Here is a 26,758-nt window from a genome sequence, read left to right on the forward strand (position 1 = left end):
AAATCAGTCCGTGACCAAGCCGTACAACAGGCCGTCCAGCATCACCTTCATCAGCTGTTCGGGATCGGACCACCCGCGCGAGGGCTTGGTGATCAGCAGCGAGACCAGCCCGTGGCAGCCGCTCCACAGCACCTCGGCGGCCTCGACGGCCGAACCCGAGCGCAGGCGGCCCTGGGCGGCGATCTGGTGCACCGGCTCGCTGAACTTCTCGAAGCACCGGTCGCCCAGCGCCATGACGTCGGCGCTCTTGTCCTGCGAGACGTGCTCGCCGGTGCTGCAGAACACCAGCTGGTAGGTGTTGGGGTTGTCCAGGGCGAACTGCATGTACGCCTCCAGCATCACCCGCACCCGCGAGACCGGGTCGATCGGCTGGGCGGCGATCTGGGTGTTCAGTTCCAGCAGACGCTCGATCGCGTCGTTGCTGATTTCCAGCAGGATCTGGTCCTTGTCGCGAAAGTGCATGTAGAGCGCCGTCGACGACACCCCCACGGCATCGGCGATCTTGCGGATCGTCGCGCCGGCATAACCTTCGGCGATGAAGATCTTTTCAGCCGCCGCCAGGATCTCGCCTCGACGCAAGTGCCCGTCACCCTTGGGCTTTCGCGCGGACTTGTGAGGCTTCTTCAGAACGACCGTCACGGACTTGGCTTCCCCTGCATTTCCCCAGTCCGACACTAAACGGGAATCACCCAGCCGTCGCAAGAACGTGCGTCGCAGGAGAATTTCGGGCGAGCCTCGCCTCGCGCGCGCGAGGAACACGTCGCAAAACGCGCATTTTTCCATTTGACAGCCTTTGGTTGCGATTCCGTTATGCGCGCCGTTGGGGCGAGCAGCGTTCGGGAACTTCCATGGCGCGCGAGGAAAGACGGCTGGACTTCGCGTCCAGGCCGATGGGCGGACCTGTGCCTGCCGCACAGGAAGGACCGGCGGAAACCGGCGCGCGAGACGGCGCGCACATGACGCTGTCACGCGTTCAGGCGGCCTTTGTCGCCCTGGCCGGCCTGCTGGCGGCGCTGGGCGTGGCGCTGGATCCGAACGGCGCCATGACCGTAATCCACCACCTGTTCTTCGGCGTCTTCCTGCTGGGCGGCTTCACCCGGTTGGCGGCGGCCTGCACGCCGCTGCCGCCCGTCCACGTCCCCGCGTTGGCCGAGGCGGACCTGCCGACCTACACGATCATCGCCCCGCTCTATCGCGAGGCCGAGGTCGTGGCCGAGCTCGTCGAGAACCTGATCGCCATCGACTATCCGCGCGACCGGCTGCAGGCCCTGATCGTGCTGGAGGCCGACGACGAGGTCACCAAGGCCGCCGTCCGCGCCATCGACCTGCCCGCCTTCGTCCAGGTGCTGATCGCGCCGCCGGGCGTCCCCAAGACCAAGCCGCGCGCCTGCAACCATGCCCTGGACCGGGCGCGGGGCGAGCTGGTGGTGATCTACGACGCCGAGGACATGCCCGATCCGGGCCAACTGCGTGAAGCCGCCGCCCGCTTCGCCGCATCGGACGCGCGGGTGGCCTGCCTGCAAGCGCCGCTACGGATCGAGGATCCTGGCTTTTCGCTGTTCCTGCCCTCGCAGTTTCGCCTGGAATACGCCGCCCATTTCGAGGTGCTGCTGCCGGCCCTGGCGCGCTGGGGCCTGGCCTTTCCGCTGGGCGGCACCAGCAACCACTTCAAGACCGCGCCGCTGCGCGCGGTCGGCGGCTGGGATCCCTATAACGTCACCGAGGACGCCGATGTCGGCTTCCGCCTCGCCGCCGCCGGTCATCGCCTGGGCGTGATCGGCCGCCCGACGTGGGAAACCGCCCCGACGACCGTCGAGCAGTGGTTCCCGCAGCGGGCGCGCTGGATCAAGGGCCACATGCAGACCCTAGCCGTCCATGCGCGCGGCCCGGTCCCGCGCCAGCCACGCAACGCCTTGGCGCTGATCCTGACCCTGGCTCAGTCGGTGGCCTCCTCCCACCTGCACGGGCCCGTCATGGCCGTCGCCATCACAGCGGCGATCATCGACTACCTGCCCGACGCGGCGTTCGGCATCCCGGCGTGGGACCTGATGCTCTACGTCCTGGGCTGGGGCTCGGCCGCCATCGCCGGGGCGCGCGGGGTGATGCGGGCCGGCGGCCTGCCAAAGTCCCTGCACCTGCTGGGCATGCCTGCCTATTGGCTGTTCCAGAGCGCTGCGGCGGTGAAGGCCCTGCATCAGTTCATCACCGCCCCGCACCGCTGGGACAAGACGCGGCATGCGCCGCGCTCTGGACCTCCCCACCCGTAAGGCGGTATGGGCGGGCGATGGCTCCGAAGATTGCTCCCGCCCCCATCGTCATGCGCACCACAGGTTGGGCGGACTACGCCCTGCTGGACAGCGGTAACGGCAAGAAGCTCGAGCGCTACGGCCGCTACACGGTCGTCCGCCCCGAGCCGCAGTGTTTCTGGGCCCCGCGCCTGGACCAGAAGGTCTGGGACGACGCCGACGCCGTCTTCGATCCCAGCGACGAGGACGAGGCCGGCCGCTGGCGCTTCAAGGGCAAGCCGATCGAGAAGTTCGACCTGGCATGGGGCGGCGCCAAGTTCCATGGCCAGTTCACGCCCTTCCGCCATCTGGCCTTCTTCCCCGAGCAGGCCGCCAACTGGGCCTGGCAGGATGAGCGCGTCCGGGCGCTGTGCAGCGTCTCAGGCCCTCAGCCGAAGGTCTTGAATCTGTTCGGCTATACGGGCGTGGCCTCGCTGGTCTGCGCCGCCGCCGGCGCGGCCGTCACCCACGTCGATGCCTCCAAGAAGTCCGTCGGGTTCGCGCGCGAGAACGCCGCCTTCGCCGGCCTCGCCGACAAGCCGATCCGCTGGATCGTCGAGGACGCCCGCAAGTTCGTGGCCCGCGAGGTCCGGCGCGGCAACACCTATGACGGCATCATCCTGGACCCGCCCAAGTTCGGCCGCGGCGCCGACGGCGAGGTCTGGCGCCTGTTCGAGGACCTGGCCGCCCTGACCAAGGACTGCGCCGCCCTGCTCTCGGATGACGCCTCGTTCCTGCTGATGAACGCCTATGCCGCCCGCGTCTCGGGCGCGGCGATGTCGGGCCTGTTGGCGCAAGAGCTGGAAGGCCGCGGCGGCGTCATCGACTGGGGCGAGCTGTCGCTGGTCGAGGAAAAGGGCGACCGCCAGATCGGCCTGTCGTTCTTCGCCCGCTGGTCGTCGGAAGGTTAGATGAACACCAAGACCGTCACCTCCCTGACCAACAACACCGTCAAGGCCGTCCGCGCCCTGCACATGCGCAAGGAGCGTGAGGAGAGCGGCCTGTTCCTGGCCGAGGGCCTGAAGATCGTCATCGAGGCGATCGACTGCGGCCACGCGCCCAAGATCGTCATGTACGGCCCGGACGCCGCCGATCACCCGATGCTGAAGAAGGCCGTCGCCTCATGCCTGAAGGCCGGCGGCGAAGTCATCGAGGTCAATCGCGAGATCCTGGAAAAGGTCTCGCGCCGCGATAACCCGCAGGCGGTCGTGGCGGTGTTCCAGCAAGTCCACACGCCCCTGTCGGCGATCATTCCTGAGAGCGCGCCGTGCTGGGTGGCCATGCAGGCCGTCCGCGATCCGGGCAACCTGGGCACCGTCATCCGCACCGCCGACGCGGCTGGCTGCGGCGGGGTGATCCTGGTCGGCGACTGCGTCGACCCCTATTCGGTCGAAGGCGTGCGGGCGACCATGGGCTCGATTTTCGCGGTCAAGATCGCCAAGGCCACCATCCAAGAGTTCCTGGCCTGGCGCGAAACCTGGCCCGGCAGCGTGGTCGGCACTCTGCTGACCGCCACGGTCGACCACAAGTCCGCTGACTATGTGAAGCCGTCACTGATCCTGATGGGCAACGAGCAACAGGGCCTGCCGCCCGAGCTGGCCGCCGCCTGCGACGTCAACGTCAAGATCCCGATGCGCGGCCGCGCCGACAGCCTGAACCTGTCGGTGGCCACGGGGATCATGATCTACACGGTCACGGGGTAGCGCTAGACGGCGGGAACGGGTGGGAAGCGCCGGCTATTGCTAGCGCCTTCTTGCGCCGTGGTACGCGGAAAAGGCGGCCCACAGGGTGGTCGCCCCTATGACGAACATCGTGCCGAGCCCTTCGGCGAACGGCGCGATAGCGAACGCGATTCCCGCAATCGCGAGCGCAACGGCGAAATACACCCACATCGGGAACATCAGCGGTCCTCCCCAATTCGCGCCAGTGACGCTACGCCTCGAGGTTGCTGGGAGCAATGTCTACAACGGGTCGAAAGCGGCCGCTCAGGTCCCGCGTGGCTTGGCCCGCGTCGTCGGCGCTGTGTTGGCCGGGTCATCCGGCCAGACGTGGCGGGGATAACGACCCTTCATTTCGACCTTCACCTCGCGCCAGGAGCCCTTCCAGAAGCCGGGCAGGTCGCGGGTGATCTGGATCGGCTTGTGGCCGGGCGACAGCAGCGACAGCACCAGGGGCACCTTGCCGCCGGCGATGCTGGGGTGTTCGGTCAGGCCGAACAGCTCCTGCACGCGGATGTCGATGCGCGGGCCTGCGTCGGCGGCGTAGTCGATGGCCACCGTGGTGCCGGTCGGGGCCGTGAAGCGCGCCGGTAGCATGGCCTCGACCTTTTGCTGCAGGTCCCAGGCGACCAGCGAACGGATCGCTCCGTCCAGGCTGCTTTCATCGACGCTGGCCAAGGAGGAGCGGCCGTGCAGCAGCGGCTCCAGCCATTCGTCCAGGCGGGCTATCAGGGCGGCGTCCGACAGGTCGGGCCAGGCCGTCTCGTCCAGCGCCCGCAGGAAGGCGACCCGGCTACGGAAGCCCTCGACACCCTTCCCAAGGCGCAGGGTCGAGAGGCCGTCGGCGCGGACCTGGTCCATCAGAGCGCCGGCGATCATGGCCGGGTCGGGGTTCTCGATCAGCCGCTCTTCCAGCACCAGCCGGCCCAGGCGCAGCAGGCGCTTGGCGCGGACCTTGCCGCCGGCGGTCTCCAGGCGGTCCTCGGCGACCAGGCGGTCGGCGAAGGTCTCGCGCAGGTCGGCCTCGTCGACGGCGGCGGCTAGCAGGATGCGGTCACGACTGTCGCCGCCGCCCAGCTCGCCCACCGCCAGCCAAGCCTCGCGGGCCAGGGGATCGGTCGGTTCCAGATAGACGCCGCGCCCGCCGGCCAGCTGGAACTCGCCGGGCTTGCCGCGCGCCTTGGCCACCCGTTCGGGATAGGCCTCGGCCAGCATCAGGCCGGTTTCCAGCACCTTGGCGCCGGAGGGGCGGCCCGCCGCGCGGCTCCAGCGCTCGACCAGGGCCATGGCGTCGCGGCTGCGGGGCGAGCGGTCGCGGTGCAGGTTTTCCAGCCGTCGGCGCAGATCGACATCCTTGCCGCCGAGGCCCTGCTCGGTCAGCGCGGCGGCGATCTCGGCGGCCTCGCGGGCCTGGCCCGAGGCGGCTGCGCGAACGACCATGTGGGCCAAGCGCGGCGGCAGCGGCATCTCGGCCAGGGCCTTGCCGTGAGCGGTCAGGTCGCCCTGCCCGTCCAGCGCCTGAATGCGAGTGAGCAAGGTGCGCGCCTCGGCGAAGGCGGCGGCCGGCGGCGGGTCCAGGAAGGTCAGGCCCGACGGATCGCGCGAGCCCCAGCGGGCCAGGTCCAGGGCCAGGCGCGAGAGGTCTGCCTCCAGAATCTCGGGCCGCGCGAAGGCCGGCAGCGCACGGGTCTCCGGCTCGTCCCACAGGCGATAGCAGACGCCAGGCTCGGTGCGGCCCGCGCGGCCTCGGCGCTGGTCGGCGGCGGCGCGGCTGACGCGGACGGTCTCCAGCCGGGTGATGCCCGAGGCCGGGTCGTAGCGCGGCACGCGGGCCTGGCCGGCGTCGATGACGACCCGGACGCCCTCGATGGTCAGGCTGGTCTCGGCGATCGAGGTGGCCAGCACCACCTTGCGGCGGCCGACCGGCGACGGGCTGATGGCGCGGTCCTGGGCGGCGGGCTCCAGCGCGCCATACAGGGGCGCGATATCGACGTCCGGCCGGCGCAGACGCTCGTTCAGCCAGCTCTCGGCGCGGCGGATCTCGCCCTGGCCCGGCAGGAAGACCAGGATCGAGCCGCTCTCCTCCGCCAAGGCGCGCTCGACGGCGCGGCCGACGCGCTCTTCCAGGCGCTGGCGTTCGTCGCGCCCCAAATAGCGGGTGTCGACCGGGAACATCCGGCCCTGGCTCTCGACCACGGGCGCGTCGTTCAGCAGCGCCGAGATGCGGGCGCCGTCCAGGGTGGCCGACATGACCAAGAGGCGCAGATCGTCGCGCAGCACGCTCTGCACGTCGCGCGCGAAGGCAAGGCCCAGGTCGGCGTCCAGGCTGCGCTCGTGGAACTCGTCGAACAGCACGGCGGCGACGCCGTCCAGGCCCGGGTCGTCGAGAATCATCCGGGTGAAGACGCCCTCGGTGACCACCTCGATGCGTGTCCTGGCCGAGACCTTGGACTGCAGGCGCACGCGGAAGCCGACCGTTTCGCCGACGGATTCGCCCAGGTTGGCGGCCATGCGCGTAGCGGCGGCGCGGGCGGCCAGGCGGCGGGGCTCCAGGACGATGATCTTGCGCCCTTCAACCCACGGCTCTTCCAACAACGCCAAGGGAACGGCCGTGGTCTTGCCCGCACCGGGCGGCGCGACGAGAACGGCGGTATCCCGTTCGGCTAGGGCGCCTTTCAGCGCCGGAAGGGCCTCGAAAATGGGCAACATCGCGCCCGCTTTAGCCGCAGCCGCTCCCGCCGCCAAGCAGCGCTGGACTAGCCAGGGGCGCGGAGAACATTTACGCGCATCCGCTGCTCGACCTTGACCCCATGCTCATAAACGGGTCACGGTCCGCAAAATTTTCTAAAGGCGACCCCCGGGGGGAGTCTTGCCTATCAGGAGGAACTATGTGGCGCGTTAAATCGCTTGATGCGATCCTAGCGACGGCTGAGAAAAAATCCCTTCACCGCTCGCTTGGTCCCATCCAGCTGACGCTGCTGGGTGTCGGCGCGATCATCGGTACGGGTATCTTCGTTCTGACCGCCGCCGCCGCCCAGAAGGCCGGCCCGGGCATGATGTGGTCGTTCGTGATCGCCGGCGCCGTCTGCGCCTTCGCCGCGCTCTGCTACTCCGAACTGGCCTCGATGGTCCCGGTCTCGGGCTCGGCCTACACCTATTCCTACGCCGTGATGGGCGAGCTGCTGGCCTGGATGGTCGGCTGGGCGCTGATCCTGGAATACGCGGTCGCCGCTTCGGCCGTGTCGGTCGGCTGGTCCGGCTATTTCCTAGGTCTGATCGAGAACGCACTAGGCTTCCACTGGCCTGACGCCCTGCGACATGGTCCCGCCTGGTCGATGAACGGCTTTGTGCCGGTCGCCGACTTCAGCGCCGGCATCGTCAACGTCCCGGCCATCATCGTGGCCCTGGCCGTGACCGCCCTTCTGGTCATCGGCACGACCGAAAGCGCCCGCGTCAACGCCGTCCTGGTGGCCATCAAGGTCACCGCCCTGACCGTGTTCGTCGTCATGGCCCTGCCGGTCCTGAAGACCGGCAACTTCTCGCCCTTCACCCCGAACGGCTGGTTCGGCCCGACGGGCACGACCGGCATGGGCGTGGTCGGCGCCGCCGCCTCGATCTTCTTTGCTTACGTCGGCTTCGACGCCGTCTCGACGGCCGCCGAAGAGACCAAGGACCCGCAGCGCAACGTTCCGATCGGCCTGATCGGCTCGCTGGCCCTGTGCACCATCTTCTATCTGCTGGTCGCCGCTGGCGCGATCGGCGCCGTCGGCGCTCAGCCGGTGCATGGCCTGGACGGCTCGATCGTCCAGCCGGGCTCGGCCGCCTTCACCGCCGCCTGTAACCTGGCCGCCAACAAGGAACAGCTGGTCTGCTCGAACGAGGCCTTGGCCCACGTCCTGCGCCAGATCAACTTCCCGGTCCTGGGCAACCTGCTGGGCCTGGCCGCCAACCTGGCCCTGCCCTCGGTCATCCTGATGATGATCTACGGCCAGACCCGGATCTTCTTCGTCATGGCCCGCGACGGCCTGCTGCCGCAGAGCTTCGCCACCATCCACCCGAAGTGGAAGACGCCTTACATCGTCACCATCTTCACTGGCGTCTGCGTCGCCATCGCCGCCGCCTTCTTCCCGGTGGGTCAGCTGGCCGACATCTCGAACTCGGGCACGCTGTTTGCCTTCTTCATGGTGTCGATCGCCGTGATGGTGCTGCGCGTGAAGGATCCGAACCGTCCGCGTCCGTTCAAGACGCCGCTGGTGTGGGTCATCGCCCCGATCGCCATGCTCGGCTGCGCGGTGCTGTACTTCAACCTGCCCTTCGAGGCGATGGCCGTGCTGCCCGTCTGGGGCGCGATCGGCCTGGTGATCTACTTCGCCTATGGCTTCCGCAAGAGCCACGTCGGCAAGGGCCTGCGCGGCGAAGTCCACGAACTGGACGACGACGCTCCGCCCACCGGCCTGCCCGGCGCGGAATGATCTTGATCTGCGGCCACTAGGCTTTAGGTCAAAGAGGGCGGGCGCTTCGGCTCCCGCCCTTTTTCTTTTGGAGTCAGGTCCCATGACCATGCCCATCGGCGCCGTGATCGCCCCGGTCACTCCGCTGCAGCAGAACTGCACGATCGTCTGGTGCGCCAAGACCATGAAGGCCGCCGTGATCGATCCGGGCGGCGAGGTCGACCGCCTGCTCAAGGCCATCGCCGACAAGGGCCTGACCCTGGAGAAGATCTGGATCACCCACGGCCACATGGACCACGCCGGCGGCGCCGCCGAGCTGAAGGTCCGCACGGGCGTGCCGATCGAGGGACCGCATGAGGACGACCAGTTCTGGATCGACCAGATCCAGCAGTCCGGCGAGATGTACGGCATGCCCGAGGCCCGGATCTTCGTTAGCGACCGCTGGCTGAAGGACGGCGACACCGTCACCCTGGGCGAGACCGAGTGGGAGGTCTTCCACTGTCCCGGCCACACGCCCGGCCACGTGGTGTTCTTCCACCGCGAGACCAAGTTCGCCCAGGTGGGCGACGTGCTGTTCCAGGGCTCGATCGGCCGTACCGACTTCCCGCGTGGCAACCACCAGGACCTGATCGACTCGATCACCCAGAAGCTGTGGCCGCTGGGCGAGGATGTCCGTTTCGTGCCGGGCCACGGGCCGATGTCGACCTTCGGGGCCGAGCGGCGCAGCAATCCGTTCGTCGGGGATCGGGTGGTCGCGGCGATGCAGGCGCAGGGCAGCGCCTATCAGGCTCCGAAGAACCACTCGCCGGGCTAGCGGGATCATCGAGGCCCGACCCGCTCAAGGGGGGCTAAAACGGGCCGAGCCTCAACGCCTTCGGCCCGCTTAGGGTGGGGGAAAGCGGCCCGCCGGTGCGACATCAGATCGCACGACCGGGTTGCGTCGCTGTTTCAGGCGTGAAATCTGAGCGTGACGGGGACGTGACAGGAACGACGCATGGAAAATGTCCAGAACACCGTCCCAGGGACCACGGGCCAAGGCGACATCGACGCACCGCGCGGCGCGGCCCCCCGCATCCTGATCGTTGATGACGATCCGGGCATCCGCGACGTCGTCTCCGACTTCCTCACCCGTCACGGCTACGCGGTCGAGACGGCGCAGGACGCCCGCACCATGGAGCAGGTCCTGGCGCGCGGTCCGATCGACCTGATCGTGCTGGACGTCATGTTGCCCGGCGAAGACGGCCTGGCCATCTGCCGCCGCCTGTCGGCCGGCGCCGACGGTCCGGCGATCATCATGTTGTCGGCCATGGGCGAGGAAACCGACCGCATCGTCGGCCTGGAACTGGGCGCCGACGACTATCTGCCCAAGCCCTGCAATCCCCGCGAACTGCTGGCCCGCGTCCGCGCCGTGCTGCGCCGCCGCCAGGAGCCGCGCGCGGTGGACGACGCCATGGGCGCGGCCTGCGAGTTCGCCGGCTGGCGCCTGGACCTGGTGCGCCGCGAACTGCGCTCGCCGCAGTCGGTGGTCGTCAACCTGTCCAGCGGCGAATTCTCGCTGCTGCGCGCCTTCGTCGAGCGCCCGCAACGCGTGCTGACCCGCGACCAGCTGCTGGACCTGGCCCGAGGCCGCGACAGCGACGCCTATGACCGCGCCATAGACGTCCAGATCAGCCGTCTACGCCGCAAGCTGGACGACGGCGGCGGCAGCGAGCTGATCCGCACGATCCGCAGCGAAGGCTACATGTTCACCGCAAAGGTCGTCCGCACCCCATGACCCTGCTCCGGCGCGGCGCGCCGCTGTTCGTCCAGGCCCTGGGCCTCGTCATCATCACCCTGGTGGCGGCCCAGCTGATCTCGATCGCGGTTATCTTCAACCTGCCCCCGCCCCCGCCGGAGTTCTACCGGTCCAGCGAGATCGCGCGCGCCCTCAAGTCGGGCCAGTCGGTCCCCACGCGCGACGGCCGCGCCCTGGTGGTCAAGCATCACGGCTCGGTCCGCGCCATCGGCCCCGACAATCCGCGCCGCGCCGAGTTCAAGGCCGAGATGAGCCGCCTGCTGGACGTCCCGGTCAATCGCATCGAGATCCAGATCGACAACGGTCCGCGCTTCTTCGTGCGACGCCAGCCCGTCACCCCGCCCAAGTCCGACCCCACGCCGCCCCCGAACCGGGCGCGCGAGCCCTTCGCCCGTGAGCCCGGCGGTCGCCCGCAGGGCAAGGACGAGCAGCTGATGTTCGGCGACTTCAAGCTGGGCGTCCGCCAGAGCGACGGCCACTGGCTGATCGTCGAGCCCAAGCCGACCTTCTTCCGCTTTGACAGCTGGCAGCAGCGCGTGCTGCTGATCCTGTTGCTGTCGGTGGCGGCCGTGACGCCGCTGGCGTGGCTGTTCGCCCGCCGCCTTGCCCAGCCGATCACCGCCTTCGCCGACGCCGCCGAGCGCCTGGGCAAGGACCCGCGCACGCCGCCGCTGAACATGTCCGGCTCCAGCGAGGTGCTGGCCGCCGCCACCGCCTTCAACATGATGCAGGAGCGCCTGCGTCGTTACGTCGAGGACCGCACGGCCATGGTCGGCGCCATCGCCCACGACCTGCGCACGCCGCTGACCCGCCTGAAGTTCCGCATCGAGTCCACGCCCGACGACGTCCGCCCCAAGCTGGCCGCCGACATCGACCAGATGGAGGCGATGATCGCCGCCACCCTGGGCTTCGTGCGCGACACCAGCCGCCCGGCCGAGCGCACCAAGCTGGAACTGTCCTCGCTGCTGGAAAGCGTGATGGACGAGGCCGCCGAGACCGGCGGCGACACCACGGTCGACCGCTCCGAGAAGGTGGTCATCGAGGGCGATCCCGTCGCTCTCAAGCGTCTCGTCACCAACCTGGTCGACAACGCCCTGAAGTACGGCGGTGTGGCGCGTGGCCGAGTGTATGCCGAGGGCCACATGGCGATCATCGAGATCGAGGACGACGGCCCTGGCATCCCCGCCAACGAGCAGGAACGGGTGTTCGAGCCCTTCTATCGCGGCGAGCCCTCGCGCAACCGGGAAACGGGCGGCATCGGCCTGGGCCTGGCGGTCGTCCGCTCGCTGGCCCGCGCGCACGGCGGTGACGTGACCCTGCACAACCGCACGGGCGGCGGCCTGCGCGCCTGCGTCTTCCTGCCGGCCTGATAGGCTTCGGCAAGTTTCGGCAGCGCTTTGCGGCGGAACCGGGGCGGATGTTGCCGCCGCGCAAGGCTCACGGCCAAGCCTGACATCGCCGGGACATCCAGATGGGCTTCAAAGCTCGACTGACTGGAGATCCTTGGCGCATGAACCTTCGCTCGCTCGGCCTGACCGCCATCCTCGCTACCTCGCTCGCCGCCTGCGCCTCGGCGCCGCCGGAGCGGCCACACGGACGGAGCGGGCCGCCAGGAGAGGACGCTGGCCCGATGCGTGGCCCTCAGCTGTTCATCAGCCCGGCCGGCGAGCCCTTCCGCGCCCCGCCCGGCGCCCCCTACCCCGTCAAGGCCTGGTTCGACGGCGCCGACGGCAATCATGACGGCGCGCTGAGCCGCGACGAGTTCGTGGCTGACGCCCTGCGGTTCTTCGCCGTGGTCGATACCGACAAGAACGGCGTCATCGACGGCTTCGAGGTCTCGACCTACGAAACCCGTATCGCGCCCGAGATCGTCGGCCTGCCCGCGCCCGGCGCGATGCGGCGCGGACCGATGGGCCAGGGTCCGGGCGAGGATGGCGGCGGCGATGACGCTCCGCGCCGGCGTCCGCAGGGGACCAATGTCCTGCAGGGCGCGGCCCTGTTTGGCCTGATCGCCGAGCCCGAACCGGTCATGGCTTCAGACGGCAACTTCGATCGTCGCATCACCAAGGACGAGGCGGCCAAGGCCGCCAAGACCCGCTTCGCCCTGCTCGACACCGACAAGGACGGCGTCCTGAAGCTGGAGGAACTGCCCAAGACCCCGGCCCAGACCGGCCTGCGCCCCGGCGCCAAGGGCAACAAGGGCAAGGGCGGCGGCATGGGTCGTGGCGGCGGTCGCGGGGGCCGTGGAGGCCACGGCGGTGGCATGGGCCGCCCCGGCTAGCCGCCGATCAGGCTGGCGATGATGTTGATGCCCAGGGCCAGGATGGCGGTGTTGTAGAAATAGGCCGCTGCGGCGTGGGCGGTGACCAGCTTGCGCAGCTTGCTGGTCAGAATGCTGTTGTCCGAGACCTGGAACGTCGCCCCCACGCTGAAGCCCAGATAGGCGAAGTCCATGTAGCTGGTCGGCGGCTCGCCCGGAAAGCCGATGCCGCCCTTCCCTTTCCCGTCGCCGAAGTGGCGATGGGCGTAGTGCAGGACAAAGGCCGACTGCAGCACCAGCCACGACAGCACCAGCGTCATGCCGGCGCAGACGCCGATGAAGGCCTTGGTGGCGTCGGCGGCGTTCTTGACGGCGATCATGGCGTCGACCACCGCCCCCAGGCTGGCGACGATGGCGGCCAGGACGATCAGCAGCAGGATCGGCACGCCCTCGTCTTCCTGAGCAGCGCGCGAGCGAACCTCGGCCTCGTCGGCCTTGAGAAACAGCAACCACGTCGTGAACAGATAGACCAGGGCGGCGGCGTCCCAGCCCAGCAACAGGTGCGATCCCTTCGGCGCGCCAAAATATTTCGCCGCGCTCCAACTGATTATTCCGGCGACGAAACCGGCGGCCAAACGCCAGTGGGATGCGGCGCGATCGACCATCTGCTTGGACTTGCGGGCCATTCTCCGACGACTCCTTAACCGCCGGCTCGTCCCGGTGCGGCGTAATTAGTGTGATCTGGGCGTGAACCGAAAGCGTCTTCGCTGGTTACTTCACCGGAACGCTCAGGAAACGACACCAGTGACCGACCCAGACGCCCCGCCTCCGCCCGAGCCCAAACCGCCCGAGTACGAGCCTGGCGTCATCCCCGTCGAGGAGCCCCCCACCTCGCCGCCGGTCGATCCAGGGGACGACCGTCCCTATGGCGCCGCGACCTAAACGTCCGCCCAGTACAGACCCGACTAGGAGCCCCCACATGGACATCGATAGCGAACGTCCCCGCGGTCGTCGCGGTTTCGCCGCCATGGACCCGGAACGCCGCCGCGAAATCGCCAGGAAGGGCGGAGCTAGCGTGCCCAGCGAAAAGCGCAGCTTCGCCAAGGATCGAGACCTGGCGGCGAACGCCGGACGCAAGGGCGGTTCGTCCTCGCGCGGCGGTCGTCCCGGCGAACGCGCTCTCTAAGAGAGCGGCGGAAACGAACTTAACGCGCCGGTCCCGATCTTCGGAACCGGCGCGTTTTCGCGCGTGTATGGCAGGCGTAGCGCCTGACCGCCTCAGGCGGTCAGGGCGTAGACCGCGAAGGTCGGGTCCTCGCTGACCCAGCGCTGGGCCACGGTCCAGCCGGCGCGACGGGCGATCGCCTCGAAGGCCTCGGCCGGATACTTGTACGAGTTCTCGGTGTGGATGGTCTCTCCGGCGGCGAACCGGAAGCCGTAGTCGCCGACCATGACGATCTGGTCGCGCGTGCTCTCCAGATGCATTTCGATGCGGCTCTCTTCCGCGTTCCACACCGCCTTGTGAGCGAAAGCCTCGGGATCGAAGGTCCCACCCAGCTCGCGGTTGATGTGGACCAGGACGTTGCGGTTGAACGCCGCTGTCACGCCTTGCGCGTCGTCATAGGCCGGGATCAGCACGGCCGGATCCTTGGCGACGTCGGCCCCGACGATGAACAGTGAGCCCTCGCCCAGCAGCACGCGAGCCTGACGCAGCAGCGCCTCGGCCTCGTCCGGCGCAAAGTTGCCGATCGTCGAGCCGGGGAAGAAGCCAACCGGCGTGTGGCCCTTGACGCCTTGCGGTAAGGTCATGGCCTTGGTGAAGTCGTCGACCAGCGGGGCCACGGTCAAGTTCGGGTAAGCCTGGCGCAAGCTGGCGGCGGCCTCGTCCAGGGCAGTCGGGCTGATGTCGATCGGCGCGTAGACGGCGATCTGCGGCGCGGCGTCCAGCACGATGCGGGTCTTGGTGCTGGCCCCGCTGCCGAACTCGACCAGGGCCGCGCCGTCCGGGATGCGCGCGGCGATCTGCGGCGCGATCTGGCGTAGCAGCGCCGTCTCGGTGCGGGTCAGGTAGTATTCCGGCAACTCGCAGATCGCCTCGAACAGGCGCGAGCCCTCGGCGTCGTAGAAGTACTTGGCCGGCAGGGTCTTCGGCGACGCCGACAAGCCCGCGATCGCCTCGTCTAGGAAGGTGTCGCCCGGCTTGACCTCGCTCAGGCGGTCATCGTCGGCCAGGCGCACCCCGCCGAACATCCAGCGGCTGCCGGGGTGGAAGAAGTTGCGATAGGTCGCCCGCGTGTGGCCAGGCGGCGTGGCCTCGCAGCCGCCACGCAGGGTCATCTGGCTGACCATGAACTTGCCGTTGTACTCGCCTAGGGCGCCAGGACCGGGCTTGAAGCCGGGATAGGGGCTGTAGGCGCTGGCGGTCCACTGCCAGGCGCCGCCGTAGAGCTGGCGCAAGGCGGTCATGCCGCTGGCGGTGGCGGCGGCCTCCCACTCGGCCTCGGTCGGCAGGCGACGGCCGCTCCAGGCGGCGTAGGCGGCGGCTTCGTAGTAGCTGACGTGGACGACCGGCGCGTTCGGATCCACCGGATGGCGGCCGCGCAGGGTCATGGTGGTCCAGGCGCCGGTCTCGTCGCGGCGCCAGTAGCCGGGAGCCTCCCAGCTCTCTTCGTTGACCTTGGCCCAGCCCTCGGACAGCCACAGGTCGGCGCGGCCGTAGCCGCCGGCCTCGATGAAGGCCAGCCACTCGCCATTGGTCACCAGGCGGTCCGACAGGCGGAACGGGGCGACATAGGTCTTGTGGCGCGGACGCTCGTTGTCGAAAGCGAAGCCCGCCTCGCAGGCGCCGATCTCGACCAGGCCACCGGCGAAGCGATGGAAGCGCTGCGGGCCGGGATCCGGCCGCGCGGTTGCGGCGCCAGGCTGATAGGCCGGGCTCAGCGGCGACTGGGCGAAGAGATGCAGGATGTCCATCAGGATCAGCTCTTGGTGCTGCTCCTCATGGTTCAGGCCCAGCTCGACCCGCTCGCGGATCTCGGGCGTCAGCGGCCCTTCCAGCAGGCGCACCATGGCCGCGTCAACATGGGCGCGATAGGCGCCGACCGCCTGCGTTGAGGGACGGGTCAGCAAGCCCCGCTGCGGACGCGGCTGCCGCGGACCGACGGCCTCGTAGTATGAGTTGAACAGGTAGCCGAAGCTGGCGTCATAGACCGTGTAGCCCGGCAGGAACGGCGTCAGCAGGAAGGTCTCGAAGAACCAGGTCGTATGGCCCCGATGCCACTTGGTTGGGCTGGCGTCCGGCATCGACTGGGCCGACTGGTCCTCGGGCGACAGGGGCGCGGCCAGGGTCTCGGTGCGCCGGCGCACCATCTGGTAGCGATCGACGAGCGCTTCAACGGAACATTCCGCGATGGTCATCGCGGGCATATCGTCCGGGGTCATGAGCACTCCTGCGGGAAGAGCGGGCCAAGCTTCAGCCCAGGCGACGACAACGTTCCCGGAACTTCGGTGTTCCGCCCGTCCGTGACAAGGACGCTACCCGCGCGCTGCTGCCAGGATGTGACAGGAGCCGACACGCAAGGCTTGGACGGAAAAACTCAAATCGAGCGCAAAAACCCTGGAGGGCGAAGGTTTGCGGAGACGTCTACGTAGTGGAGGACGTCGGCAGCCCCTTACGTCGACGGACCTGCCGGTCGGAGAATTGAGCAGCTCCGACCGGCGATCCCACCCCATCAAAAGCTAATCGGCCAGAGGCGCATCTAATAAGGCGTCGATCATCGCCTGCAGCACTTCGGTGGCGCGCTTGGGCGACAGCTCCTGGTCGCGGCGCAGCCGGTTCCAGGCGTCGAAGCTGAGCAGCAGGTCGATCGCCTCGAAGCGGACGCGGTCCTTGGCCAGTTCCGGCGGCAGCTGGCGACGCAGAATCTCACGCGAGATCTCGACCATCTTGGCGTTGTCCAGGGCCAGGGCCGGCGAATGATGGCGGTGGGCCTCGGAGGCCCGCTTGAACGGCCCAACCTTCTCGTAGGCCCCGCCGCGGCGCTCGACCAGCTCCAGCACCCGCTCACGCCAGGTAATGCCCTTGAAGGGCGTATACACCAGGGCCATCAGCTCGGCCTCGATCACCGCCGACATCTCGCGGTACAGGCTCTCCAGATCCTTGAAGTGACGGAAGACCGTACGCAGGCCGACGTCGGCGCGGGTCGCGACCAGCTCGGCCGACGGCGAGGGATCGCCCTCGCGGACCAGCTCCAGCATGGCGGCGACGATACGGGCCCGGCTGTCCTGCGAGCGGCGGCGACGGCCGTCCTCGGAAGGGGCCTCGACGTCTGGATGGACTTGGCGCTTGGCGGCGCTCACGACCCGGCTTCTCCCTGCTGCTGTGCTTTGAGTAGACCGCTCGCGCGCGCTCGGCCACCTCAAAACGGCAGAAGGTTCAGCCTGTTCGACCATAGGATGTCCGAGCTACCCGCCGGCAGGGAGGCGAAGTCACCGTCATGGCCGACCTTCAACGTCCCGCCGAAGATGGCCCGCGAGCGGCCCAGGAACGGCCCTTCCAGCGCCTTGACCGGCAGCGGCGGGATGATGTGGTAGAACATCAGCGCCTTGACCCCTGCGTCCTTGGCCTCGCGCGCGGCGACCTCGGGCGGGGTGTGGTAGCTCAGGATATCGTGGAAGATGCGGGCGTAGTTCTCGCGTCCCGCCGCCAGGGCCGCCGCGCGCTGGTCGGCGACCAAGTTCGGCGCCAGGCCTTCGTGCAGCAGCAGATCGGCGCCCTTGGCGGCGCGGACCAGGCGCTCTGACGGGCCGGTGTCGCCGCTGATCACGACGCTGCGCCCCTTGTATTCGAAGCGGTAGCCGACCGCCCCCTCGACCGGGTGGTGCGACACCGGGAAGGCCCAGACCTTTAGGTCCGGCTTTTCCAGCACCAACACGTCGGGCGCGTTGGGATCGGCGGTAAAGGCATGAGGCGTCCCGCCGAAGCCCGACGGTGGCGCGACGGTCTCGCCATGGTGGGCGATGCGATAGCCGCGATCGGGGCCGTAGGCCTGCTGGAAGCCGTTGACCACCGGCTCCAGGCCCGGCGGACCGTGGATCGGCAGCGGCGCCTTGGCCGCTCCGGCCGCCCAGCGTTGCAGCATCAGCTCGCCCAGATCGCCGATGTGGTCGGAGTGGTAGTGGGTCAGGAAGACGTCCGAGACGCGCGGCGGCGGCAGGTTCATCAAGAGCAGGTTGCGGGTCGAGCCCGGCCCGGAGTCGACCACGAACAGGTCCCTGCCCGCCACCACCGCCACGCAAGGCCCTGACCGCGTCGGGTCGGCCATCGGCGAGCCCGAGCCGCAAAGGCCGACATGCAGCCCGTCCGGCAGCGCCGCGATCGGGTCCTCGGCCATGATCTGCCGATAGACCTTGCTCATCCCCGCCTCGGCCAGGCGACCGCGCAGCAGCCAGCCGCCGCCCGCGACCAGCGCCGCTATGGCGCCCACGACGCCAAGACCGATCCAGACCTTGCGCATGCTGGTTCCTCCCCTTCTTGACCGCCAGTCTTGACCGAATGACCACATAATGACACTCATAGTGTCAATATGAATCCGCCAAGCGGACGGGAGGAAACGCCATGGACGTGTTGCGGACGCCGGACGATCGGTTCCAGGGATTGGCCGACTGGCCCTATGCGCCGCGCTACACGCCGGTGTTCGACGCCGACGGCACGGCGCTGCGCATCCACCACGTGGATGAGGGCCCCAAGGATCAGCGGCCGATCCTGCTGATGCACGGCGAGCCCTCGTGGGCCTATCTGTACCGCCACGTCATCGCCGACCTGAGCCAGCGCGGCCGCCGGGCGATCGCGCCGGACCTGGTGGGTTTCGGCCGCTCGGACAAGCCGGCCGCCCGCGCCGACTACACCTATGAGCGGCACGTCGAATGGATGAGCGACTGGCTGGTCCGCAACGAGCTGACCGACATCGTCCTGTTCTGCCAGGACTGGGGCGGGCTGATCGGCCTGCGGCTGGTGGCGGCCTTCCCCGAGCGGTTCGCCGCCGTGGTCGTCTCCAACACCGGCCTGCCGATCGGCGTGGGCAAGAGCGAGGCCTTCGAGGCCTGGCTGAACTTCAGCCAGAACGTCCCGGAGCTGCCGATCGGCTTCCTCCTGAACGGCGGTTCGGCGCGTGAGCTGACGGAGGCCGAGCGCGCCGCCTATGACGCCCCCTTCCCCGACGAGACCTACAAGGAAGGCGCGCGGATCTTCCCCGCCCTGGTGCCGATCACGCCCGAGCACGCCTCGGTCGCCGAGAACAAGGCCGCGTGGCAGGTGCTGGAGCGGTTCGACAAGCCGTTCGTCACCGCCTTCAGTGACGCCGACCCGATCACGCGCGGCGGAGAGGCCGTGTTCCAGAGCCGCGTACCGGGGGCAAAAAAGGTCGCCCACACGACGCTGAAGGGCGCCCACTTCATCCAGGAGGACAGTCCGAGCGAAATCGCCGCCCTGCTGGACGCCCTGGCGGGGTCGCTACCCGTTTCCAGTTCGGATGCGCTGGAAACCGTCTAACTTCACCGTATACCCCGTTTTGGGGTCGCGCCGCTCACAGCGCGATCCAAAGCGTTCGCGGAGCCCGCTGAATGAAGGTTGTCAACGCCGTCTTCCCGTCCTCCGACCAGTTCGAAGACTTCTTCGGCGCGCCGGATGACGGTCCCTTCGTGATGGTCAACCTGTTGAAGTTCAAGGAAAAGGCCGAGTATGCCGACGGCTCGGACGCCGAGCTGTCGGGCCGCGAAGCCTATGGCCGCTACGGCGCAGTCGTCACCGGCCTGATCGAGGCCCTGGGCGGGCGAATCCGTTACAGCGGCGCGGTCACGGGCCTGTTGCTGGGCGAGGTCGACGACCTGTGGGACGCCGTGGCCCTGGCCGAGTACCCCTCGCTGGCCGCCTTCCAGGCCATGGCCGTCTCGCCCGAGATGCACGCCATCGAGCATCACCGGAAAGCCGGCCTGGCCGGTCAGTTGAACATCCGCACGCGGCCCGCCGCCGGCTACGAGCCGCGCGGCCTGCACAATGACGACCGGATGTGGAAGCCTGAGCTGGCGGGCGCCCTCAACTAGTCCCGCAACACCGTGCGGAAGCCGACGTGCGAGGCCCCGCTGTCGGGCGGTCCTGGCGTGCGCGCGGCGGGCCGGTAGCGGAAGCAGAAGTCGTCCGTGCACAGGAACGAGCCGCCCTTGACCACGTGCTTGGGCGTGTTGGGTTCGTCGGGATCCAGCGCCCGCGCCTGCGGCGGGCCGCCGGTCTCGACCACCTCGGCGGGCTCCAGGCCCGGTCGGAACCAGTCCTTGGTCCATTCCCAGACGTTGCCGGCCATGTCGACCAGGCCAAAGCCGTTGGGCGGATAGCAGCCGACCGGCGCCGGGCTGGCCTTGTAGCCGTCGGTTCCGAGGTCCTGCGCCGGGAACGGCCCCTGCCAGGTGTTGGCCTTTGGATGCTGGGCATCCTGCGGCTGGTCGCCCCAGGCGTAGCGTTTGCCTGTCAGGCCGCCGCGCGCGGCGTATTCCCACTCGGCCTCGGTCGGCAGGTCGCGGCCCAGCCACTTGGCGTAGGCCATGGCGTCCTCCCAGGCGATGTGGACGACCGGCCAGGCGTCCTTGCCCCTGATGTTCGAGCCTCGCCCCGTCGGGTGTCGCCAGTCGGCGCCGGGGACCACCTGCCACCACTGTGAGGGATCGTCCGACCTCGCCGCCTTCGTCCCCCCGACGAAGACAAGCGAGGCCGGACGCCGCTGCGCCGCCGACAGCTGGGCGTAGCGCGCGGGATCGAGCGGCCGCTCGGCCACGGTGCGATAACCCGTGGCCTCGACGAACCGCGCGAAGGCGGCATTGGTGACCTCGGTGCGGTCGATCCAGAACGGCGCGACCTTCACCGCCTGCGGTGGCCCCTCCTCGGCGCGCAGCGGCGCCGCGCCCATCAGGAAGTCCCCGCCCGCCAGCCGAACCATGCCCGCCGTACGGTGGGTGGGGTCGGCGACCGGCAGGTCCGCCAGGCATGCCTTGGGCGCCGGCTTGCACGCCGTCAGCGCCAGGATCGCCATGACCGAAAGCGTCCTCAGTTGTCCCAATAGACGTACTCGTCACTGGGCTTGGGCTTCTGGCCGCCCGGATGGTCGATATAGAAGGCGCCCGAGATCAGCGACGGCCAGGCCGGCTTGACCATCTGGCCATCCAGCTGGGCCAAGGTCGCCTGGAGCTCGCGCAGCTTGTCGGGCCGGGCCTTGGACAGGTCGTGGCGTTCAGTCGGATCAGTCGACAAGTCGAACAGCCAGGTCCGGTTCGGCTCCTGCGCCACTTGCAGCTTCCAGCCGCCCGCCAGCACGGTCTTGTAGCGGCCCGAGCGCCAGTAGATCGCCTTGTGCGGATCGCCGCTGGCTTGGCCCTTCACGAACGGTACGAGATCGACGCCGTCCATCACCCGGTCCTTCGGCGGGGTCGCGCCAGCCGCTCCGGCGGCGGTGGCGAAGATGTCCACGTGGCCCACGGGGCTGCGATAGACCGCGCCCGCCGGCAGCTGATTGGGCCAGCGCAGCAGGAACGGCACGTGGATGCCGCCCTCGAAGAAGGTCGCCTTCCAGCCGCGATACGGCCGGTTGATGTCGGGCAGGCCGATATAGTTCGCGCCGCCGTTGTCGGAGGTGAAGATCACCAGGGTGTTGTCGTCCAGGCCCTTGTCCTTCAGCGTCTGCAGCACGCGGCCGATGTTGCGATCCAGGTTGCGGACCATGGCGGCATAGACCCGCATCCGATGGTCCTTGATCTGGCTCAGGGCGTCATAGTCGGCCTTAGGCGCCTGCAAGGGCGTGTGGACGGCGTTGTAGGCCAGATACAGGAAGAATGGCCGGTTCTTGTTGGCGTCGATCGCCTTGACTGCCTCATCCGTCAGGTAGTCGGTCATGTAGGTCGACGGGTGGAACATCTTGCCGCCGTTGTACTGCACGGCGAACGGCAGAGCGCCCCACAGGAACTTGTCGATCGGATCCCAGTCCTGGCGCGACTCCTCGACGGAGTTGTCGCCCACCGGCGCGAACAGCGCGGCGCCGGCCATGAAGCCCAGGCTCTCATCGAAGCCCTGGTCCTCGGGCCGCGAGCCCTTGACCCCGCCCAGGTGCCATTTGCCCAGGTGGATGGTGTGGTAGCCGCGGGTCTTCAGCGCCTCGGCGATGGTGATCTCGGTCGAGGGCACGGCCTCGGTGTTGTCGTCCTTGGGCGTGTTCTTCACCTCGTCCTTGTTGAAGTGCGAGGGATGCAGCGGGTCGCCCGCATGGCCGCCGACGACGCGTGAAAAGGCCACCGGCGTAGGGGTGAACTCGAAGCCGAAGCGGGTGGCGTAGCGGCCGGTCATGATCGCCGCCCGCGACGGGGCGCAAGTGGCGTTGCCGCTGTAGCCGTTGGCGAAGGTCACGCCCTGGTGGGCGATCGAGTCGATGGCCGGTGTCGGTACAGCCCCGCCCGCGACGCCGCCGCCGTTCAGGGTGATGTCGTTATAGCCCAGGTCATCAGCCAGGATGAACACGACGTTGGGCGGCCGCTGGCCTTCCGGCGGCGTGGCGGGTCCCTGGACCCAGGTCACCGGCTGATTGGCCTCGACCTTGGGCTGCTTGGACTTGGCGATCAGGATGATCAGGTCGAAGCGGAAATGCCAGGCCAGCGCGCCGGCCACGACTAGCGTCCCGACTGTCGCCAGGAGCCCCTTCCAGGCCTTCATCACGCGCCTCCCTGTTTGAGTCAGAGCATATATTGACATTCATCGTGCCGCTAGATGTCATTCCCCTCGACACGAGGAGGACAGCCATGTCCCTGCGCACCACCCTCATGCGCGGCGCGACCGCCGCCCTGACCAGCCCGACCCGGCGCAAGCTGGCCCGCGACCTCGCGGCCTTCAAGGCCACGCTGCGTGGCGAGAAGCCGACCGTCCGCTATTTCCACCAGGCCGACGATCCCTATTCGCACCTGGCGGCCCAGATGCTGCCTAGGCTGCGGGCCCGCTACAACGTCGAGGTCGTCACCTGGCTGGTCCCGCCGCCCGAGGACTCGGCCGCGCCGGATCGCGAGCGCCTGCGCGATTACGGCCTGCGGGACGCCGCTCGCCTAGCCCGCGCCCGGGGCCTGGGCTTCCCGGCCAAGGCCGCCCTGCCCGATCCCGAGGCCGCGCGCCGGCTCGAGGTCGTTCTGGCCGACGCCCTGGAACGCGGCCGGTTCGAGGAGGTGGCCTCCGCCGCCGGCGCGGCGCTGTGGTCTGGCGACGCCCGCACCCTGGCCGGCATGGCCGCCTGGGCCAGCGGCCAGGACCCGCGCCTGGTGGACGACATCCTGATCGCCGGCGAGGCCCAACGCGCCCGGCTGGGCCACTATCTGGGCGGCATGTTCCACTTCGAGGGCGAGTGGTTCTGGGGCGTCGACCGCCTGGGCTGGTTGGAGCGCCGCCTGGCCGACCGGGGCCTGGACCGCGAGGCCGGAACACCGCCGCTGGCGCCGGCTCTGGAGCCGACGCTCAGCCCACCGCTGGGTCTGCCCGCCCCGACCATCGAGCTGTGGTTCTCGTTCCGCAGCCCCTATTCCTGGCTGGTCCTGCCGCGCATCCGGCAACTGGCCCAGGCCTATGGCGCGAAGCTGGAGCTCAAGCCGATCCTGCCGATGGTCATGCGGGGCCTGGCCGTGCCGCGCGTGAAGACCCTGTACATCGCCCTGGACTGCAAGCGCGAAGCCGAGCGCCTGGGCCTGCCGTTCGGCAAGATCGTCGACCCGGTCGGGGCCGGCGCGGAGCGCGCGCTGGCGGTGCTGCACCACGCGATCCCGCTGGGCCTGGGCGAGCCGTTCGCCGAGCTGGGCCTGAAGGCCGCCTTCGCTGACGGGATCGCCCTGGCCGAGGACAAGGGCCTCTATGCCGTCGCCCGTCGCGCCGACCTGACCGACGCTCAAACCGCCGCCGCCCTGGCCGACGAGAGCTGGCGCGACCGGGTCGAGGCCAACCGCGCCGCCCTGCTGGACGCTGGCGTCTGGGGCGCGCCCAGCTTCCGGGTCAGCGGCCAGCCGGCCCATTGGGGCCAGGACCGCCTGTGGATGCTAGAGGACGACATCCGGGCGGCCATGGAGCCGCTGCGGGGTTACGCCCCGAACGGATTGTCCGGATAGACCGAAGAGCCCTTCGCCGCCTCGCTCAGCTCGGCCCGGCCGCAGATTTCCAGCGCCGTCAGGGCGTAGACCAGGGCGCTGTCGGCCAGGTCCTTGGGCGTCGGCCGCCAGCGGCGCGGGCCGGTGGTGATGGCCGGTACGCGGTGCATGTTGAAGACGTTGTGGTCGCGCCACATGCTCGAATAGACCGGGTTGGCGCGTTCGACGGCGTGGCCCAGGCCCAGCCGGGTGGCGGCATCCACGGCCCCGACCAGCGGTGCGACCTCGTCCGCCTGAGCTTCGAAGCCGTGGCGCACGACCACCGGCTCGATCTCGACACGACCGACGCCGGCCGCGCGGGCCATGGCCTCCAGGGCGTGCTGCACGTCGGCGGCCTTCTGGCGCGGGTTGAGGCCCACTTCCAGATAGAGGCTGACCACCTCGGTCCCGTCCCCGAACTGGAACGGCACGCCGCCGCGGATGGCGCACAGCTGGACCTTGGGCTCGGCGATCCCGCCGGCGCTTTCGTAGCGGCTGGCGGCTTCCCACGCGCGGGTCCAGGCGTGGATGGCGTCGGTCAGCTTGCCGACGCGATAGATCGGGTTCGGATGGTCGCCGGCGACCTCCGGATGGCGCAGCAGCGGCGTGAAGGTCCCCTCGCCCCAAAGCCTTAGCCGGAACACCGCATAGCCGCAGCCGACGCTGGTCCAGCCGAGGTCGCAGCCCTCGGCGGCGATGGCGTAGTCGGGCGCGACGCCGCCGTGGTGGAACAGGTAGTGGGCGCCGATGTCCTTGCCGAGATAGGCGATCCCGCTGTGCTCCTCGATCGGCTCGGGCCCGATCTCGCCGGGACAGGCGGTCAGGTACATCTTCCCGGCCAGGCCGTAGCCGGCGGTCTTCAGCGCCTTGGCCGCGATCAGGAAACAGCTCATCGGCCCGCGATCATTGGCGATCGGGTAGCCGCGCAGTTCGCCGTCCTCGAGCCAGCAGCGCTCCCACTCCGGATCGGCCAGAGTGGCGGGGCTGTACTTGTGGACGTCGAGATCGGGGTTTCGTGTGGGGCTCTCGGTGTCCAGGTGCGCCGTGAACAGCAGGTTCTTGCCCACACCCAGGCCGCCATAGGTTCCGATGACGTTGAAGCGCTCCGGCGTCGCCCCGACCTTGCGCGGCGAGAAGCCCTCACGCGCCATCCAGTCGTGGACGAAGTCGCCGGCCTCGCGCTCCTGGCCCGAGCGGCTGGGGATGTTGCCCAGGGTCAGGGCCAGTTCAGTCAGTTCGTCCGTATCGATAGCGGCGGCGATCACGTCGCGATCCGCTTGGCTGACCATCAAACGCCCCAGGCTTCAGCGATGCTGGCCGTGTCGGTCAGGATCGCGGTGTTCAGGTCCAGCATCTTCAGCGCCCCGGCATGCAGGTCCGGCTCGTAGGCCGCGCAAGCGTCGACGGCGATGAACACATGATAGTCGTGGTTGAAGGCGTCCTTGGCGGTGTCGGCGACGCAGCACTCGGTGGTCAGGCCGGCGATCACCAGGGTGTCGACGTCCAGGATCTCCAGCTGGGTATGGATGTCGGTGTCCCAGAACGGGCTGTAGCGGGTCTTGCGCAAGACCAGTTCATCCGGTTGAGGCTGAGGACCGACGAAGTCGCTGCCCCGCGCGCCAACGCGGCAAAGCGCCGGGCCGGCCTCGGGGTCGTTGCCCCGCCGGCGCATCCGCTCGTCCCAGGCGTCGGAGTCGGTTTCCGGCGTCGTGAACAGGCCCACGAACACCACCGGGACCGCTGCGGTTCTGGCCGCGACGACCAAGCGTTCGGCCGCGGCCAGGGCCGCCGGCACGGTCGAGAGATCCAGCCCCCACTGACCGCTCAGCCCCTCGGGCAAGGCGAAATCGACCTGCATGTCGACGATCACCAGCGCTGTGCGATCCGGCGCGATCCACTCTTCGAGGCTCACGAGAACACCGTGCGCAGCTGCGGCAGGATTTCGGACCCGAACATCGACAGCCCCTCCACATAGTCCGGGAAGATCAGCATCAGCCCGTCCAGCTCGCACTCGGTCATGAACGCTTCGACCTGCTCGCGGCAGGTGGCGGGCGAGCCGACCATGGTCTGGGTCATGAACGCACCCTGCTTCTGGGCCACCGCGTCCAGGCGTTCGGGCGGCACGCCCCAGCTGGCCAGCATGGCGACGATCGCGCCCATGTCAGCGCCCTCGGCATACCGCTGGACCAGGGCCTCGGCCCCGGCGTCGCTCTCGGCGTGGATGATCGTGCACATGGCGTAAGTGCGGACGGTCTTGCCCAACTGGGCGGCCAGGGCCTTGGCGCGGCGAGAGGCCTCGCGGTGCTCTTCTCGCGAGCGCCCACCGATGAAGCAGGCGTCGGCCTCGCGCACCGAGAACTGGAAACCCCGGTCGGACATGCCTGCGCAGATCAGCTCGGGACGCGGCGCCGACAACGGCTTGGGCTTGGACTGGCAGTCCTTCATCGTGAAGTACTTGCCGGCGAAGTCGACGCTGTCCTCGGTCCACAGGCGCTTGACGATGGTCGTCCATTCCTCGGCCAGGCCGTAACGATCGTCGTGGGACAACGAATCGTCCCAGGCGCTCATCTGGTCGAACTCGGCCTTGTAGGCCCCGGCCACGATGTTCAGGCCGGCTCGGCCGCCGCTGATATGGTCCAGGGTGGCGATCATCTTGGCGGCCACCGCCGGGTTCTGCAGCAGCGGATGCACCGTGGCCCAGATGCGCACGCGCTTGGTCGCCTCGGCGATGGCGGCCATCAGGGTCACCGACTCAAGCGAGGTCCCCCAGTGGTCGGTCTCGCCGCCGAAGCCGCGAAACTTGCCCATCGACATCACGAAATCCATGCCGACCTCGTCGGCCTTGATCGCGGCGGCGCGGTTCTGGGCATACAGCCCGTCCAGCGTGGGCGTGGTCTTGGAGACGATCCACCCGCCATTGGCCACCGGCAGGAAGACGCCGAAATCCTTGTGTTGCGCGGGTCGATCGAACATGGCGGGGATCATCACGCGCTTCGGTGACGCAAACAACCGCACTTGACCGGACGTCAACGACCGCCATCTGCATGGCAAATTAC

At 68.9% G+C, this 26,758-nt stretch carries 25 protein-coding genes; 13 read left to right on the forward strand and 12 right to left on the reverse strand.

The features are described from left to right. Positions 1 to 3: 3 nt before the first annotated feature. Entirely contained in the window at positions 4 to 639 is a 636-nt protein-coding gene (locus AC1RRR_RS06935; protein WP_492811597.1) for a TetR/AcrR family transcriptional regulator, read from the reverse strand. 209 nt (positions 640 to 848) lie between these two features. Between AC1RRR_RS06935 and AC1RRR_RS06940 the strand changes: the two genes are divergently transcribed. Genes AC1RRR_RS06940 through AC1RRR_RS06950 form a run of 3 tightly spaced genes read left to right on the forward strand, consistent with a single transcriptional unit; the run spans position 849 to position 3,988 of the window. Then, positions 849 to 2,267: a glycosyltransferase gene (locus AC1RRR_RS06940; protein WP_492811598.1), complete on the forward strand. Its 1,419-nt coding sequence runs from the start codon at positions 849 to 851 to the stop codon at positions 2,265 to 2,267. 17 nt (positions 2,268 to 2,284) lie between these two features. After that, positions 2,285 to 3,196: an RsmD family RNA methyltransferase gene (locus AC1RRR_RS06945; protein WP_492811599.1), complete on the forward strand. Its 912-nt coding sequence runs from the start codon at positions 2,285 to 2,287 to the stop codon at positions 3,194 to 3,196. Beyond that, entirely contained in the window at positions 3,197 to 3,988 is a 792-nt protein-coding gene (locus AC1RRR_RS06950) for a TrmH family RNA methyltransferase (RefSeq protein WP_492811600.1), read from the forward strand. A gap of 39 nt (positions 3,989 to 4,027) precedes the next feature. Here AC1RRR_RS06950 and AC1RRR_RS06955 read toward each other — a convergent pair whose 3' ends face one another. Then, positions 4,028 to 4,186, reverse strand: a complete 159-nt coding sequence (locus tag AC1RRR_RS06955; RefSeq protein WP_492811602.1) for a hypothetical protein — start codon at positions 4,184 to 4,186, stop codon at positions 4,028 to 4,030. A gap of 84 nt (positions 4,187 to 4,270) precedes the next feature. Then, a complete protein-coding gene (gene hrpB, locus AC1RRR_RS06960; protein WP_492811603.1) occupies positions 4,271 to 6,712 on the reverse strand; it encodes an ATP-dependent helicase HrpB in 2,442 nt (813 codons plus the stop codon). Positions 6,713 to 6,891: 179 nt separating this feature from the next. Here hrpB and AC1RRR_RS06965 point away from each other — a divergent pair, with 179 nt between their 5' ends. The 5 genes from AC1RRR_RS06965 (at position 6,892) to AC1RRR_RS06985 (ending at position 12,530) form a co-directional block, all read left to right on the forward strand. Next, positions 6,892 to 8,475, forward strand: a complete 1,584-nt coding sequence (locus tag AC1RRR_RS06965) for an amino acid permease (protein ID WP_492811604.1) — start codon at positions 6,892 to 6,894, stop codon at positions 8,473 to 8,475. 82 nt (positions 8,476 to 8,557) lie between these two features. Continuing rightward, a complete protein-coding gene (locus AC1RRR_RS06970) occupies positions 8,558 to 9,268 on the forward strand; it encodes an MBL fold metallo-hydrolase (RefSeq protein ID WP_492811605.1) in 711 nt (236 codons plus the stop codon). Between the two features lie 180 nt (positions 9,269 to 9,448). Then, positions 9,449 to 10,228, forward strand: coding sequence for a response regulator (locus AC1RRR_RS06975; RefSeq protein ID WP_454716819.1), 780 nt, complete (start codon positions 9,449 to 9,451; stop codon positions 10,226 to 10,228). Next, positions 10,225 to 11,619: an ATP-binding protein gene (locus AC1RRR_RS06980; RefSeq protein ID WP_492811606.1), complete on the forward strand. Its 1,395-nt coding sequence runs from the start codon at positions 10,225 to 10,227 to the stop codon at positions 11,617 to 11,619. Before AC1RRR_RS06975 ends, AC1RRR_RS06980 begins: the two co-directional genes overlap by 4 nt. A gap of 140 nt (positions 11,620 to 11,759) precedes the next feature. Then, positions 11,760 to 12,530: an EF-hand domain-containing protein gene (locus AC1RRR_RS06985; protein WP_492811607.1), complete on the forward strand. Its 771-nt coding sequence runs from the start codon at positions 11,760 to 11,762 to the stop codon at positions 12,528 to 12,530. On the opposite strand, the gene AC1RRR_RS06990 is transcribed toward AC1RRR_RS06985, so the two are convergent. After that, the gene (locus AC1RRR_RS06990) at positions 12,527 to 13,195 is read right to left on the reverse strand and encodes a DUF1345 domain-containing protein (RefSeq protein ID WP_492811608.1); all 669 of its coding nucleotides are present in this window, start codon (positions 13,193 to 13,195) and stop codon (positions 12,527 to 12,529) included. The genes AC1RRR_RS06985 and AC1RRR_RS06990 overlap by 4 nt on opposite strands. Before the next feature lie 118 nt (positions 13,196 to 13,313). Between AC1RRR_RS06990 and AC1RRR_RS06995 the strand changes: the two genes are divergently transcribed. Further along, positions 13,314 to 13,451 carry a hypothetical protein gene (locus AC1RRR_RS06995; protein ID WP_291873387.1) on the forward strand — a complete coding sequence of 46 codons (138 nt, stop codon included), beginning with the start codon at positions 13,314 to 13,316 and terminating at the stop codon, positions 13,449 to 13,451. Beyond that, on the forward strand, positions 13,435 to 13,695 hold the full coding sequence (locus tag AC1RRR_RS07000; RefSeq protein ID WP_492811609.1) for a con-10 family general stress protein: 261 nt from the start codon (positions 13,435 to 13,437) through the stop codon (positions 13,693 to 13,695). Before AC1RRR_RS06995 ends, AC1RRR_RS07000 begins: the two co-directional genes overlap by 17 nt. A gap of 92 nt (positions 13,696 to 13,787) precedes the next feature. Here the strand turns inward: AC1RRR_RS07000 and egtB are convergent, their stop codons facing one another. The 3 genes from egtB to AC1RRR_RS07015 form a co-directional block, all read right to left on the reverse strand. Beyond that, positions 13,788 to 15,950: an ergothioneine biosynthesis protein EgtB gene (egtB, locus tag AC1RRR_RS07005; protein ID WP_492811610.1), complete on the reverse strand. Its 2,163-nt coding sequence runs from the start codon at positions 15,948 to 15,950 to the stop codon at positions 13,788 to 13,790. Positions 15,951 to 16,247: 297 nt separating this feature from the next. Beyond that, a complete protein-coding gene (locus AC1RRR_RS07010) occupies positions 16,248 to 16,868 on the reverse strand; it encodes a TetR/AcrR family transcriptional regulator (protein ID WP_492811611.1) in 621 nt (206 codons plus the stop codon). A 59-nt stretch (positions 16,869 to 16,927) separates the two neighbouring features. Then, complete coding sequence (locus tag AC1RRR_RS07015; protein WP_492811613.1) at positions 16,928 to 18,025, reverse strand: MBL fold metallo-hydrolase; 1,098 nt, start codon at positions 18,023 to 18,025, stop codon at positions 16,928 to 16,930. Positions 18,026 to 18,126: 101 nt separating this feature from the next. Between AC1RRR_RS07015 and AC1RRR_RS07020 the strand changes: the two genes are divergently transcribed. Together AC1RRR_RS07020 and AC1RRR_RS07025 are read left to right on the forward strand one after the other, a co-directional pair. Beyond that, the gene (locus AC1RRR_RS07020) at positions 18,127 to 19,059 is read left to right on the forward strand and encodes a haloalkane dehalogenase (RefSeq protein ID WP_492811615.1); all 933 of its coding nucleotides are present in this window, start codon (positions 18,127 to 18,129) and stop codon (positions 19,057 to 19,059) included. 71 nt (positions 19,060 to 19,130) lie between these two features. Beyond that, positions 19,131 to 19,610 (forward strand): DUF1330 domain-containing protein, encoded by a 480-nt coding sequence (locus AC1RRR_RS07025; protein ID WP_492811616.1) that lies wholly within the window; start codon positions 19,131 to 19,133, stop codon positions 19,608 to 19,610. Here AC1RRR_RS07025 and AC1RRR_RS07030 read toward each other — a convergent pair. Both AC1RRR_RS07030 and AC1RRR_RS07035 read right to left on the reverse strand, forming a co-directional pair. Continuing rightward, on the reverse strand, positions 19,607 to 20,617 hold the full coding sequence (locus AC1RRR_RS07030) for a formylglycine-generating enzyme family protein (RefSeq protein WP_492811617.1): 1,011 nt from the start codon (positions 20,615 to 20,617) through the stop codon (positions 19,607 to 19,609). The two genes, AC1RRR_RS07025 and AC1RRR_RS07030, sit on opposite strands and share 4 nt — an antisense overlap. Then, the gene (locus AC1RRR_RS07035; RefSeq protein WP_492811619.1) at positions 20,605 to 22,257 is read right to left on the reverse strand and encodes a sulfatase-like hydrolase/transferase; all 1,653 of its coding nucleotides are present in this window, start codon (positions 22,255 to 22,257) and stop codon (positions 20,605 to 20,607) included. The genes AC1RRR_RS07030 and AC1RRR_RS07035 overlap by 13 nt, the downstream gene beginning before the upstream one ends. An 86-nt stretch (positions 22,258 to 22,343) precedes the next feature. On the opposite strand from AC1RRR_RS07035, the gene AC1RRR_RS07040 reads away from it, so the two are divergent. Then, entirely contained in the window at positions 22,344 to 23,684 is a 1,341-nt protein-coding gene (locus tag AC1RRR_RS07040) for a DsbA family protein (RefSeq protein ID WP_492811621.1), read from the forward strand. On the opposite strand, the gene AC1RRR_RS07045 is transcribed toward AC1RRR_RS07040, so the two are convergent. Genes AC1RRR_RS07045 through AC1RRR_RS07055 form a run of 3 tightly spaced genes read right to left on the reverse strand, consistent with a single transcriptional unit; the run spans position 23,657 to position 26,675 of the window. Further along, positions 23,657 to 24,991 (reverse strand): zinc-binding metallopeptidase family protein, encoded by a 1,335-nt coding sequence (locus AC1RRR_RS07045; RefSeq protein WP_492811623.1) that lies wholly within the window; start codon positions 24,989 to 24,991, stop codon positions 23,657 to 23,659. The two genes, AC1RRR_RS07040 and AC1RRR_RS07045, sit on opposite strands and share 28 nt — an antisense overlap. Continuing rightward, on the reverse strand, positions 24,991 to 25,614 hold the full coding sequence (locus AC1RRR_RS07050; RefSeq protein WP_492811624.1) for a cysteine hydrolase family protein: 624 nt from the start codon (positions 25,612 to 25,614) through the stop codon (positions 24,991 to 24,993). Before AC1RRR_RS07050 ends, AC1RRR_RS07045 begins: the two co-directional genes overlap by 1 nt. Further along, on the reverse strand, positions 25,611 to 26,675 hold the full coding sequence (locus AC1RRR_RS07055; RefSeq protein ID WP_492811626.1) for an LLM class flavin-dependent oxidoreductase: 1,065 nt from the start codon (positions 26,673 to 26,675) through the stop codon (positions 25,611 to 25,613). The genes AC1RRR_RS07050 and AC1RRR_RS07055 overlap by 4 nt, the downstream gene beginning before the upstream one ends. Positions 26,676 to 26,758 lie beyond the last annotated feature (83 nt).

The organism is Caulobacter sp. GW821-FHT12D05 (assembly GCF_058807295.1).